This is a genomic window from Bacillus haikouensis, assembly GCF_013179555.1.
Taxonomy (GTDB): Bacteria; Bacillota; Bacilli; order Bacillales; family Bacillaceae_B; genus Rossellomorea; species Rossellomorea haikouensis_A.
In genome coordinates, this window is sequence record NZ_JABMCR010000008.1 from 24,328 (window position 1) to 37,001 (window position 12,674).

A 12,674-nucleotide genomic window follows, 5' to 3' on the forward strand; every position below is an offset into this window, starting at 1 on the left:
TTTGGCCAAATCTATTTCATTTGACTGGCTATAGTCAGCACCGAATGATTATTTTTTCTTGAAACAAAGTGCGTACCACCCGCCTTCTTTCACGATCGGGTCGATGGATATCACCTTGAAGCCGGTCTTTTTCGCAAGTGTTTCCATCTCCTTCTGCGACGGGATCGGATACAAATTTCGAAAGGTCATGAAGAAGCTGTTGAAGGCACTGGAGAATTGTTTGCCATGCTTGGATTTCTGCATCGGAGTCAGGACAAAGAACTGTCCTTTCTTATCGAGCCATTCTGAAGCTTTTTCAAAAAACTGAAGTCTTCGGGACGGATCGATGTAGTGAAACAAATTATTGGCCATGATCAAATCGAAAGCTTGATCGGGCTCATATTCGTGTAAATCCCTGTTCAGAATGTCAATATTGTCATAAGCTTTCAACGCTTCCCGTGCTTCTCTTGCTACTCCTTCATGAATCTCAATCCCGACCATCCTTTTCTTCGGATAGCGGTCTGCGAGTCTTCTGATATAACCGCCTTCCCCGCAGCCCAGATCAAGCACTGAGTTCACCCTGAATTTCTTCATCACTTTTTGAAGTTTTGGAAAAGCAAAACGCTCAAGCAGAATCGATGTTTTTGCGACGGTTGAGCCGTGGAGATCAGAATTGAAGTGCTGTTTCGTCTGGTTTCGAAGCAGGCTTGGATAGGAAAGAAGAGCGGGAATATGCAGTTCCATCATTTCCTTCAGGAGTACCCCCGAAGAGAATGCCTCCTTTTTGGATGATGGGAGCTTCCAGCCATTCTTCAGCTTTATTCGATTCTTGGATGCCCGTTTCAGATGCTTCAATGTGATCCCGACTTCCACCCATTGTTCCAAAAGATCCATTTCCACATTTTTAGCCAGTGCCACTTGCTGGATAGAGGCGGGCTTCTTGAAGCTTTCGAATAGTTCCAACTCGTACCCCACATAAGCGTGCCAACTGTACAAAAACGGGACATTCTTCTTCATCCAGGTCCTTGCCCGCCAAATCTTCGCCATTTCTCCAATCATCGTAATGCCTCCGTTTCTTTCCAAGGGTAGTCTTGGATTTCTGTAAAAGTTGTGTTATCTTTCTCTTTCACGTTGATCATGCCGCTTCTCAGCGGAAGGATTCCCCCTTGAATCATCCGGTCGTACAGGGTTTCCCTCCATAAACCGAGACCAGATATATTCAACATCTGCTTGTAATGGGACACTGTGTCCTTTTCCATCCGTTGAAGGCTTTTCTTCCGGAGCCAGCCGATTGGTCTGTATGGATAAGAGTAAGCAAGTGCCGATAAATGGCTCAGATGCATTTGATGGGTCACCCGATTCCTGCGCACTTTCGGATACCATTCCAGGTTGGCGGGATCGTGTTTTTTCTTCTTATACATATCGCAGAACAATTCCCCAAGGACATCGCCGTCCTGGATCGCCATATTCATTCCTTCACCTGCCATCGGATGAACCGTGTGGACCGCGTCGCCGATGAGCGCCAGATGATCCTTCACGTAGGTGTCACAGTGGTATTTCAATGGCACCATCAGCTGGATCTGTCTCCAGTCCGTTACTTCATTCACAAATCCCTCAAGGTCCGGACACATATTGATATAAAGTTTATGGAACTCGGAGATAGACTGCTTTCTGAGCGCTTTATATTCTCCGGCAGGAATCAGATATACGGAGCGCACTTCGTTATCCGGCAGAGGGAACAAACCAAGGAAGGACTGATAGGTAGAGATGATCTTGCCTTTCACCATCGTCTCCGGCCTTGGGAACGTAACCGTCAGGAAGTGATGATTATACTTCTTTTCTTTAACTGTTACCCCCATGTGATCCCTGGTGACGGAGCTCCTTCCTTCCGCTCCGATTATAAAGTCACACTCTATTTCAAATGTCTCCTTTCTCTCTCTGTCTTCAAGCTTCACTTTATGTCCCTGTATCTCCCTGCATACTGTGTGAGGATGGTAGTGAAAATCAGGATAATCCTTTGCTTTATTCAACAGGATTCCTTTCAGGGTTTCATGGTGGATCATCAGTGAAAAGGGATAGTCACTGGGCAGGAACGAATAGCTCATCAACGAATGATCCGGTTCAGCCTTCAAGTTCTTCAGCTCAGTCAATTCTAAATCCGAAATTTTATGGCCATTTTCAAAGACCGATTCGATTACACCGAGTGAGTCCATTATTTCCAGGCTCTTTGGCTGAAGCAATTCTCCTTTATAGATGGGACTCGGACCCGGCAGCCGCTCCGCCACTGTCACATCAATCCCGCATTTTGCAAGCTTCAGGCCAAGCGTCAGACCTCCGATTCCGCCCCCGCTGATAAAAACGTTTGTATGCATATCGTCTCACCTCTTTCCCTTTATTTATCCTTAATGGGAAATGTTGAAACTTGCCGATGTGCTGTATATATACTCTCTCATTAGACAAAACCCATCATTTCAACAAAATTTGTAGAATTCTCTATTTCCCGGAAAATAAACGTTAACAGCCACTCAACCTCGTTATTTGTCGCTATTTCCCCGGCAACATTCGCCATGCCCCTGAGGTAATTTGTCGCCTTCAGCTGAAACTTTTCAATAAAAAAACTCCAGAACGATTCACCGTCCTGAAGTTTATCATTTTTCTCTCCCTCTAATCCGGGGTCCCTTTGCCCGTTATAAATAAAGCGATTCCCCTTCGCAGAAAAAACCTCTTACTATTAAAGCTTGGACAGTTCTTCCTATCTAGGATTGTCCATTAAGCAGCTTCTGTTTTCATACATGTGTTTTTTTCATGGATTCATATTTTACCGCAAGCTCTGCACCCACCCGCGCGTTATTTTTCACGAGCGCGATGTTGGCTGTAAGGCTTTTTCCTTCCGTCAGTTCTTTCACTCTTCCCAGCAGGAACGGGGTGACTTCCTTGCCGGCTATGTTTCTTTCTCCAGCTTCTTTTAGTGCCGATTCTATAATGCTGTTGATCTCGCTTTCTTCCATCGCATTTTCTTCCGGGATGGGATTGGCTACTACCGCGCCTCCGCTCAGTCCCAGAGCCCACTTTGTCCTTAGCAGGGAAGCAATTTCATCACAGGAATCCAATTGAACGTTTACATCGTAAGCACTCTTTCTTGTGTAAAAAGCAGGCAGGGAATTCGTTTGATATCCGAGTACAGGTACCCCTTTGGTTTCAAGGTACTCAAGGGTAAGGCCGATATCCAGGATCGATTTAGCCCCTGCACAGACGACCGCGACGCTTGTCCGGGCCAGTTCTTCAAGGTCTGCAGAAATATCCATCGTTTGTTCTGCACCGCGGTGAACTCCGCCGATGCCGCCCGTCACGAACACGGCAATATCTGCAAGTTCGGCAAGAATCATCGTTGCCGCCACCGTTGTCGCGCCGTCTTTTCCGGAAGAAAGGATGTAAGGGATATCGCGCCTGCTTGCCTTAATGACCCCTGTTGCCTGCCCTAAGTATTCGAGTTCTTCCTGTGATAGTCCGATCTTAATTTTTCCATTTAAAATCGCAATCGTGGCAGGTACCGCTCCCTTAGCACGGATGATATCTTCCACTTCTCTGGCCGTTTGTACGTTTTGAGGATAAGGCATGCCATGTGAGATGATCGTCGACTCAAGTGCCACGATCGCTTTGCCGTTCTGCCTGCCCTGTAAAACCTCTTCTGAGTATTCGATATATGAGTCTATTTTCATCGTTTAGCTCCTCCATCCCTTTAATAATTCTGACTGTATTGCTGCTGAAGCTTTCCCTTCGTAAGAGAAGGACTGACAGTATGAGCTGACTGCAGGGTCAATGATGAACAGGTGATCCCGATCCTGCAGGCTCCGTCAGTGTCAGATCCTTTGATATAACCATAAATGATGCCCGCAACCAGAGCATCACCCGCTCCTGTCACGTCGACGACCTTCACTTCAGGAGGCAGGATTGCACTGGCTTCCTTGTATACCGTGTAATAAATCAACCCCTGATTTCCCCTTGTAATGACAACTCTTTCCGCCCCTCTTTGGGTGATGAGCTTGGCCGCTTTAAAAAGATCGCCTTCCGTTTCAATCCTCATATCCAGATAAGCTTCTGCTTCCCCTTTGTTGCAGATGAACCAGGTGACTCCTTCCAAGGACGAAGGCAGTTTTTTCACTTTAGGAGCAGACACCGGTACGATGGTTAACGGAATCCCTTCTGCTTGGCACCGGCGGATGATGTAGTGCAAAACCTCCTTAGGGAAATTGGTATCAAGCATCACCATTTCGGAGGATGCAATCACTCCCCACTTTTTTTCGATGAACCCGATGTCAACGCTTTCATAAAGTTCCATGTCAGCAAGCGCAAACATCATTTCCCCCTGTTTGTTCAAAATCGCTGAATAGGTACCTGTCGTTCCTTTGTATAAACCGATCGATGCGGACACGTCCACAAAATTCTTCGTCTGATTTAACAGCCAGGCACCTTCTGAATCATCCCCTACCACTGTCATCAAGCTGGATTGAACTCCGAGTCGTCCCAGATTCTCGGCTATATTGCGGGCAACCCCTCCACCCGCCTGACTGGAACCTGCAGGGTTGGACGTCTCCGGGATCATTTCATCGTGGAGTTGAAGCTTGCGGTCGATGTTCGCACCTCCTATGCACGTGACCCCCTTTTTTCCCGGAAGCACATAAGCCCTTCCAAGGATCCTGCCTTCCTTTATCAAATTCGATATATATCCAGCAACGGCAGACCTTGACAATCCGCTTTTTACAGACAGCTCCTGCTGACTCATGAACGGATTTCCTTCAATTAAAGACAACAAAAGCTTTTCCTTTTCATTCACTGCCTTCCACCCCCATGAAAACACAATTAACTTTTGTTAATATTCTAAACTTTTGTTTAATTAAGAGCAATACTAAAATATTTTTTTACCAATCTATTAAAAAAATGCCCTAAAGTATCAGGGCATTTACATTATTCTCTCTCTATTTACTTGCCTTCACTTCATAAATGTGCCGATTCGATTCCAAAATATATTCGGGCTTAGGCTTTCCTGCATCCGTTTTGTGTCCCGCGATTTACTCGGGGCTTTTCCCCCGGTTCTTCCAGTCTGTTTCGATTCCCACTGAATGAGGATTCATTACTTCCTCATCTCCGCGGCGCAGACTTTAAGGTCGATGAACCCGGGCTCGCCCAGCCCCGACAAGCATAAGATGAATGGGCCGGGAAGGCGTCCTTTGCCTTCTTGGACCATTTAGCTTATGACCTCGAGGGGCTAGCCGCCGGAGCTAGACAAAGAAAAGCGGAGGGGCTTTGCCAAGAGGCGGGTGGCATAAGACGAACCGGCCATGAAGGCGCTCTTTGCCTTCCTGGACGGTTTGGCTTATGACATATGCCTCTAAGCCCCGGAGCTGGACAGTTCTCACCTGCCCGCTTTTACCCCAAGAGTCTCCGTCTTGCACTCCAATCAATTTCTGGAACAAGAAATAAAACAACGGTCTATAATCCTATAAAAAAAATCCGAACTCATTCGAATTCTAATCAAAGAATTTGAATGGAAGTTCGGATTTTTATTTAACTAAAACACATTCGTACCAGAATATTTTATTTTCACCTGCTATTCACTTTTTTTAACTTTCCCGATATCTTTCAAATAATATTTATCAGATGTAAAGAATTCGTTCGTCAGACTCTTCACTTCTTTGCTTAAGAGCAGGACGGCAATGATATTCGGGATAAGGATGGCGGCGAGGGCCAAGTCAAGGAACTGCCAGATTGTCCTGGCTGCCCCGACTGCACCAAGCACGATGGCCACAATATATACTACTTTTATTGCTTGTGCCGCTTTCCAGCCGAATAAAAATTCTGCTTGCTTCGCTCCATAAAAAACAATCACGATGATTGTGGAGAGGACAAAGAATATCAGGGAAACCGTAACAAGAATGCCTCCGAATGATCCGAAGTATTGAGTGAATGCCTCAGTCGTCAGCGCAGACGGGTCATCCAATGCCCCTTCCTCCGTCCATACACCGGAAGACAAGACAACGAATGCCGTTGCCGTACAGACTATAAGCGTATCGATTACGATTCCGACGATTGCCCACAACCCCTGCCTCACGGGATGATCGGTCTGTGCAGCAGCATGAGCGATCGGTGCTGTACCAAGTCCCGCTTCATTCGAATACAATCCCCGTGCAAAACCCCAGCGGATCGTTTCTGCTATCGCTGCGCCGGCAAATCCGCCCATCGCGGACATCGGCTGGAATGCATTGTTAAGGATCAGGCTGAAGAAATCAGGAATCGCACCGAGATTCATGAACATGATCACAAGAGCAGCCCCGACATAGATGATAGCCATAAACGGAACGAATACCTCTGTCACTTTCCCGATTCGTTTAATTCCTCCGAATACGATAAGCACCACAATAAAGGCCATGATGAGCCCCGTCACGAGTCCGTCCACATGAAACGATTCTTTTACAGTCGCCGCAACCGAATTTCCCTGTACCATGACACTCGGAATCAATTCGATCATAAGCGCGAATGCGAACCAGACCCCGAGCCATCTCATGTTGAGACCTTTTGTCATGTAATACATCGGACCGCCGACGAATTCACCTTTTTCATTCTTCTCGCGGTACCGGACTGCCAGTACACTCTCAGAGAACTTAAGCGCCATCCCGATAAAGGCAATAAACCACATCCAGAATACCGCCCCGGGTCCGCCGAACATGATGGCTGCCGGGACCCCGACGATATTCGCTGCCCCGATCGTAGAGGACAGTGCCGACGTCAACGCTTGAAGCGGAGTAACCGTCCCTTCCCCTTTTGGCTTCTGTTTACTGAATACACTTCCGATCGTCTGTTTGAATATGTACAAAGGATAACGGAACTGTATGAACTTTAACAGAAACGTTAAGTACAAGCCTGTACCCGCCAGTACGATGATTAATGGCGGTCCCCATAACCAAGCTGATATGTTTCCTATGATGTCAAAAAAATTCTCCAATCGAACTCCTCCTCAAGTAGTGTAGATTCAGTGTCTAAACGCCAGATTTTGTCAGTCAAACAAATATGTATGAACCCATTCAGCTATCCCCTGCATCATTTCTGAAAATTTAGACACTGATTCTAATAGTGTTTTGTTTTATTTCCCTGAATTCAGGCGGGTGAAACATCCAACTTTTGATTTGAAGAACAAAAATAAAAAGACCCAAAACTGCTTCCCAAGCAGTCTCAAGTCCAAACACCATCCACTATTCATTTCTACTCGGTCACCCGCGGCAAAATCAATACTTCCACTCTCCGGTTCAATCCCTTTCCTTCAGCAGTCGCGTTGTCCCCGACAGGCTCAAATTCACCGAATCCCTTGGCACTGAACCATTGAGGATTCAGATCCTGATTTTCGAGGATGATCTTCATGAAGTTCACTGCGCGCATCACGCTCAGTTCCCAGTTGGAATCAAACTCCGCATTATGGATCGGCACATTATCGGTATGCCCTGAAATGATGATATTCCTTGGCGGATTCATCTCCAGTAACTCAGACAGCTCCTTTGCCACATTCAGGTCAGTACTGTGCACAACAGCAGATCCCGAATCAAAAAGAACATTATCCCGGATTGTCAGCAGCAAACCTTCATCGGTCAGCTTCGTCACAAACTGAACTTCGAGGTTATTCGTCTTGATATATTCTTTGACCCTCTTCTGGATTTCTTTTAATTCCTCCTGATCTTTCAGAAACGCCTGCCGTTCGATTTCTTCTTTATCAAGTTCAGCCTTTTCCTCGTTCTTCTCGTCCCCGCTGGACTTCACTTCCCCATCAATCGGCTGCTGAGGCTCCCCGGGGCTGGGGTTCTCCATGATACCTGTGCCTCCTGTGAACACTTCATTAAAACTCTGGGACAACTCCTTGAACTTTTGTGCATCAACCGAACTTGCAGCATAGAGCACGATAAAAAGCGCCAATAAAAGCGTGAGCAGATCTGCGTAAGGAATCAGCCAGGACTCGTCCATATGTTCATCATCGTGTTTCTTTTTACGCCGTCTCATTTTCCTCCCCCTTCAGCAGCAGCAGCCGGTCACTTGCCGGTAAATAGGACGCAAGCTTCTGCTCGATGACCCTTGGGCTCTCTCCTTCTATAATGGATAGAATGCCCTCTACCATCATCATCTTCAATTGCACTTCACGCTTTGATTTACGTTTCAGTTTGTTGGCAAACGGATGCCATAACACATAACCTGTGAAGATTCCCAGCAGTGTGGCAATAAAAGCTGCGGCTATCGCATGACCCATTTCCTCGGTATTTTCCATATTACCAAGTGCTGCGATCAATCCGATAACGGCACCAAGTACTCCCAGCGTCGGAGCATATGTCCCAGCCTGCGAAAAGATGGACGCTCCTGCACTATGCCGCTCCTCCATTGCATCGATTTCTTCATGAAGGACGTCCCGGATGTAATCGGCACTCTGGCCGTCGACAGCGAGAGAAAGCCCGTCTTTCAGAAATTGATCGTCTACCTCCTGAGACTTGGTTTCAAGTGCAAGAAGCCCTTCTTTACGTGCAATATCCGCTATCTCCGAGAAGTATTGGATGATGTCTTTCGGATCCTGGACCGATTGTTCTTTAAAGAGCATTCCGAATAATTTCGGGACTTTTTTTATTTCATGTGTTGGAAATGCAATGGTTACGGCCGCGGCCGTTCCAAGAAGAATGATTAAAATAGCTGCGGGATTAAACAAGGCAACAGGGCTTACACCTTTGAAAAACATTCCCGCTCCAACGGCGATCAAGCCCATAATGACACCAATTACTGACGTTTTATCCATCTTTTGCTCCACCTTACTCTTTGTAGTAGTCTACTTCTACTATCGGACAGAACGCCGGTTTATTTAAGGCTTTTTTAAAAGGCCCGTCCCTTGTTTCTTTAAAGCGCCGAGGGGCGGGCCTCGAAACAAAAATATTTCCATATATAGTATAAAAGTTCTATTCTCCGTACCGATATATAAAGGAAGAGGAATATATTTTATATATCGAAGGAGAGAAACAATGTGACACCCGAGCAAATGAAGATTTCTGATACGAAGCGAAAGAATGTCCTACTACTGATCACCTATTCAGTTAGCCTGCTTGCAGGTCTGATCTATTCCATCCTGAACCAGTCGGGAATCATACCAGTTTCGGTATTTACTTCGCAGCTGATCTTGCTGTTGGTCTATTTCATCACTCTGCAGCTTATCATGAAAAAACCCCGGCTGTATGTGTATTTCAGCATTCCGACCATTTATATCATCATGCTGATCTGGCTGCTTACTGATGGATCGAATGCTAATAATATGGTGATTCTGCCCCTTATGGCTGTGCTGTCAGCCATTCATTTTAATACGATTATATTCAGTATCGGCTATGTATCCGGACTTATCATCCTCGTGCTGAACAAAGTATTTGCACCTGCTGATTCTGTACTGTTCAATGAATTGTTCCTTCCTGCTTTGCTTACTTATCTTCTGGTGGGGATCGTGCTTGGTGTCGTCATCCATTTAAACAGGAAACAAACAATCCAGCTTCAGGAATTCCTTAACAGGTCAGAAGATGAAAGCAGAAAAAAAGATGAACAGCGGGCTCTGTTTGCAACAGAACTGACGACCATCTCGACAAGCATCAAGCAAATCAATGATCAAATCCAAATCCATCTGGTTTCTCAAAATGACATGAGAACGGCTGTGAATGAAATTTCCGCGGGCAGCCAGACGCAAAGTGATAAAATCAACAATATCGCATCTGTTGCAGCCATGACCATGACGAGAATGGAGGAGGTCACTCACTTCTCCAACGACCTCGCGCTTCATTCCGGTGATGCCAACCGTCTTGCCGTCTCAGGTAACGAACGGGTCACCTACCTTCATGACAATATGACAGAATTGAAAAACATCATCGAAGGACTGAGCAGCACCTTCAAGGAATTAACGAATAAAATTGAAGAAACGAATTCATTTATCGGAAGCATCCAGGATATCACCGATCAAACGAATCTGCTCGCATTGAACGCTTCAATTGAAGCTGCGCGTGCAGGAGAAGCAGGAAGAGGCTTTTCAATCGTGGCTGATGAAATCCGCAAGCTTGCCGAAATTACGAGAAACACCGCAACCCGGATCAATGATAATTTATCATCCGTAAACGAAGTGAATTCGACTGCCCTTGAGATTATGGATCTAAGTTCAACAAAGCTCCATGAAAACATGTCGGCAACCGGAGAAGTAACAGAATATTTCACAACTCTTCGTGAAAAACTCGATGCCATCTCGACCGAATTCCAGCGATTATCCTCTACGGCTGCTTCTGTAAAAGGGCAGACAGGTGAGGTCGAGCTCTCCACCAAAGAGCTCGCAGCCGTAATTGAACAGTCAAGTGCGGGACTGGAAGAAATAAGCGCGACAATCGAAACACTGAATCAGGACAATGAAACAATCGCCAGCTACATCAAAGACACCGCTGAAAGCACGGAACGAATCGAACACAGCATCAGCCAATAGCGGGTCACAGGGACAGTTCGTCATTCAACCGACGGACTGTCCTTTTGCATGGAAGTGAATTGACTTGTCATCGGATTGTAGATATTTCAGCAAGAATAATGTGATAAACTAATGACAGCAGAACTAAAGGATGTGGCGTTTTGAAAAAAAGACTCATCATAACGATTCCCATAATGCTCGTCGTGTTCCTGGTCGCAAACTCGTATCTCGGCAAGGCTTATACAGAAGTCCCTGCAGGCACCAGAACCCTGATTGTACTCGGCGGCACATTATTATCGGGAATTATCTCTTATTTCCTATTCAAACCAGATGGGCACCAAGAGGAGAAATAACAGACATAACGAAACCCCCGCTCTGACATAAAGCGGGGGTCTATTCTATCACAGCAGTTTTCCTTCGATCTTCTGTTCATAGTTTTTAAAAACAGAGCTGTTCGTCTTCACTCTTTTCTTCGACAACATCGAATTGTATCTCACCATTTTTTCATTTAAATTGCGCTGAAGCTCTTCCTTCTCCAAATCATCTTCACAGACACAGATAAGATCTTCAATCCTCATCATTTCTTTCTTGATATCCATTTCTTCCGTGGAATACCCGGCATTCTTCATCATCCGGTGAGCCATCCGGAGAGCAGGCGGTATCGATAAGTCATCATCCAGGTTCAGCGGCTTTCCGTAACCCGGCAGATTATCAAACTCTCCATCTTCCTGCGCCTTCTTGATCCGTTGTTCAGAAACAATCATCGAAAAATCCATATAAACCCCTCCTGTCAGAATTCAGTGGGTCTGGCTGATCATTCAAAGTCGTCCTGCTGACCACTTGTTACTACTAGTGTATACGAATTTCTGCCTTTTGACCTGGACTATTTTTGACGAAAAAGCAACATCGGTTGACTGAGCGTTCAATCTGCTCCAACCACCACTCTTTACCAGCATTCAGCCAAACACATAATTTCATCCCGCATGGAAAAACTATCGATAAGACATCTTGAAAGGAGTGTTTCATATGGCACGCGGAAAATCATTTGAAGCAAAGAAAAAGGGGCATCCCGGTAACTTCCCTCAAAACAGTACCACTGAGCAGCATACAGAAAAACCCCCTGGCGACGAAGAACTGATTGTCACTCAGGAGGCTTTCAAAAACAGAGTCGATCATGACGAGCATCGCTTTTAAAAAGAACAAGCATCAGAACGGTCTGATGCTTGTTCTTTTATTGTTTTAAGCTCTTACCTTCTCTTTCTCATCGACAGCAGATAAGTTCATCGCAGGACCGAAGAATTCAAAGTGGATCTTATCTTCTTGAAGGCCGATTTCTTTTAACTTCATGATTACAGCTTTCATGAACGGTGCAGGTCCGCAGACATAGCATTCCGTATCGCTTGCAACATATGTTGCAAGAATCTCTTTATTTACATACCCTGAGAAGTGGCAGAGAGATACATTGTCCGGATTTTCTAAGATATAACATGTCTCTCCGTTTTCCAGTCCATCCATCAATTCATCAATATCATTCCTGAATGCTTGAACACCTTCATTTTTACTTGCGTGAATGAAAGCAGTCGGACGATCTGGGGTAGTCTGAGCAATCGTCTCAAGCATGCTCATCATTGGAGTGATTCCAACCCCTCCTGAAATGAGCGCCACCTTATTACCGTTGTTTTCTTCATTCAAATAGAAATCGCCTGCAGGTGCACTGACTTCAATCACGCTTCCCGCTTCCGCATTATCGTGCAAGTATGATGACACAATTCCGTTCGGATTGAACTCTGCCTCCTTTTTCACAGAAATTCGGAAGTATTCTTCTTTATGACCGCTTGATAAGCTGTATTGGCGGATATGTGCATTCTCCTGACCAGGGATCGTCAGACGTACTGAAATGTATTGACCCGGATGGTAAGAAGGTACTTTATCTCCGTCCTGAGGTTTAAGATAAAAAGAAGTTATGACGTCGCTTTCTTTCACTTTCTTAGCCACGACGAATGGTTTGTAATTCCTGAAGCCCGCTTCTTTCTGCTCCGCTTCCACATACATCTGCTCTTCCACATCGATAAAGACACCAGCGATTACACCGTACGCGTCCGCCCAAGCCTGGATAATTTCATCCGTGGCAGCGTCCCCAAGCACTTCCTTGATCGCCCCGAGTAAATGTTCCCCTACTATCGGATAGTGT

At 45.7% G+C, this 12,674-nt stretch carries 12 protein-coding genes; 3 read left to right on the forward strand and 9 right to left on the reverse strand.

What is annotated here, in order from left to right:
* Nucleotides 1-48: 48 nt before the first annotated feature.
* The 7 genes from HP456_RS01885 to motA all read right to left on the reverse strand — a co-directional run bounded on the left by HP456_RS01885 (nucleotide 49) and on the right by motA (nucleotide 8,800).
* Nucleotides 49-1,038 carry a class I SAM-dependent methyltransferase gene (locus HP456_RS01885; protein WP_172248320.1) on the reverse strand — a complete coding sequence of 330 codons (990 nt, stop codon included), beginning with the start codon at nucleotides 1,036-1,038 and terminating at the stop codon, nucleotides 49-51.
* On the reverse strand, nucleotides 1,035-2,351 hold the full coding sequence (locus HP456_RS01890) for an FAD-dependent oxidoreductase (RefSeq protein WP_172248321.1): 1,317 nt from the start codon (nucleotides 2,349-2,351) through the stop codon (nucleotides 1,035-1,037). Before HP456_RS01890 ends, HP456_RS01885 begins: the two co-directional genes overlap by 4 nt.
* Nucleotides 2,352-2,765: 414 nt before the next feature.
* The gene (locus HP456_RS01895; protein ID WP_312857721.1) at nucleotides 2,766-3,692 is read right to left on the reverse strand and encodes a pseudouridine-5'-phosphate glycosidase; all 927 of its coding nucleotides are present in this window, start codon (nucleotides 3,690-3,692) and stop codon (nucleotides 2,766-2,768) included.
* Nucleotides 3,693-3,718: 26 nt separating this feature from the next.
* Nucleotides 3,719-4,813: a carbohydrate kinase gene (locus tag HP456_RS01900; RefSeq protein ID WP_172248323.1), complete on the reverse strand. Its 1,095-nt coding sequence runs from the start codon at nucleotides 4,811-4,813 to the stop codon at nucleotides 3,719-3,721.
* 774 nt (nucleotides 4,814-5,587) lie between these two features.
* On the reverse strand, nucleotides 5,588-6,979 hold the full coding sequence (locus HP456_RS01905) for an alanine/glycine:cation symporter family protein (protein ID WP_172248324.1): 1,392 nt from the start codon (nucleotides 6,977-6,979) through the stop codon (nucleotides 5,588-5,590).
* Between the two features lie 257 nt (nucleotides 6,980-7,236).
* Complete coding sequence (gene motB, locus HP456_RS01910) at nucleotides 7,237-8,022, reverse strand: flagellar motor protein MotB (protein ID WP_172248325.1); 786 nt, start codon at nucleotides 8,020-8,022, stop codon at nucleotides 7,237-7,239.
* Complete coding sequence (gene motA, locus HP456_RS01915) at nucleotides 8,009-8,800, reverse strand: flagellar motor stator protein MotA (RefSeq protein ID WP_172248326.1); 792 nt, start codon at nucleotides 8,798-8,800, stop codon at nucleotides 8,009-8,011. The genes motB and motA overlap by 14 nt, the downstream gene beginning before the upstream one ends.
* A gap of 1,083 nt (nucleotides 8,801-9,883) precedes the next feature.
* On the opposite strand from motA, the gene HP456_RS25585 reads away from it, so the two are divergent.
* Both HP456_RS25585 and HP456_RS01925 read left to right on the forward strand, forming a co-directional pair.
* On the forward strand, nucleotides 9,884-10,504 hold the full coding sequence (locus HP456_RS25585) for a methyl-accepting chemotaxis protein (RefSeq protein ID WP_246288663.1): 621 nt from the start codon (nucleotides 9,884-9,886) through the stop codon (nucleotides 10,502-10,504).
* A 140-nt stretch (nucleotides 10,505-10,644) separates the two neighbouring features.
* Entirely contained in the window at nucleotides 10,645-10,836 is a 192-nt protein-coding gene (locus tag HP456_RS01925; RefSeq protein WP_246288658.1) for a histidine kinase, read from the forward strand.
* A 48-nt stretch (nucleotides 10,837-10,884) separates the two neighbouring features.
* Here HP456_RS01925 and HP456_RS01930 read toward each other — a convergent pair whose 3' ends face one another.
* Nucleotides 10,885-11,259: a DnaJ family domain-containing protein gene (locus HP456_RS01930; protein WP_172248327.1), complete on the reverse strand. Its 375-nt coding sequence runs from the start codon at nucleotides 11,257-11,259 to the stop codon at nucleotides 10,885-10,887.
* A 250-nt stretch (nucleotides 11,260-11,509) separates the two neighbouring features.
* Between HP456_RS01930 and HP456_RS01935 the strand changes: the two genes are divergently transcribed.
* Nucleotides 11,510-11,677: a hypothetical protein gene (locus HP456_RS01935; protein ID WP_172248328.1), complete on the forward strand. Its 168-nt coding sequence runs from the start codon at nucleotides 11,510-11,512 to the stop codon at nucleotides 11,675-11,677.
* A gap of 45 nt (nucleotides 11,678-11,722) precedes the next feature.
* Here HP456_RS01935 and HP456_RS01940 read toward each other — a convergent pair.
* On the reverse strand, nucleotides 11,723-12,674 hold a 952-nt coding region (locus HP456_RS01940; RefSeq protein WP_172248329.1), incomplete at its 5' end, for an FAD-binding oxidoreductase.

Excerpts from the sequence above, each read along its gene's own strand:
- HP456_RS25585 (WP_246288663.1), top strand. The coding sequence starts at position 9,884 with ATGACAGAATTGAAAAACATCATCGAAGGACTGAGCAGCACCTTCAAG.
- motA (WP_172248326.1), bottom strand. The coding sequence starts at position 8,800 with ATGGATAAAACGTCAGTAATTGGTGTCATTATGGGCTTGATCGCCGTT.
- HP456_RS01885 (WP_172248320.1), bottom strand. The coding sequence starts at position 1,038 with ATGATTGGAGAAATGGCGAAGATTTGGCGGGCAAGGACCTGGATGAAG.
- HP456_RS01890 (WP_172248321.1), bottom strand. The coding sequence starts at position 2,351 with ATGCATACAAACGTTTTTATCAGCGGGGGCGGAATCGGAGGTCTGACG.
- HP456_RS01930 (WP_172248327.1), bottom strand. The coding sequence starts at position 11,259 with ATGGATTTTTCGATGATTGTTTCTGAACAACGGATCAAGAAGGCGCAG.
- HP456_RS01935 (WP_172248328.1), top strand. The coding sequence starts at position 11,510 with ATGGCACGCGGAAAATCATTTGAAGCAAAGAAAAAGGGGCATCCCGGT.
- motB (WP_172248325.1), bottom strand. The coding sequence starts at position 8,022 with ATGAGACGGCGTAAAAAGAAACACGATGATGAACATATGGACGAGTCC.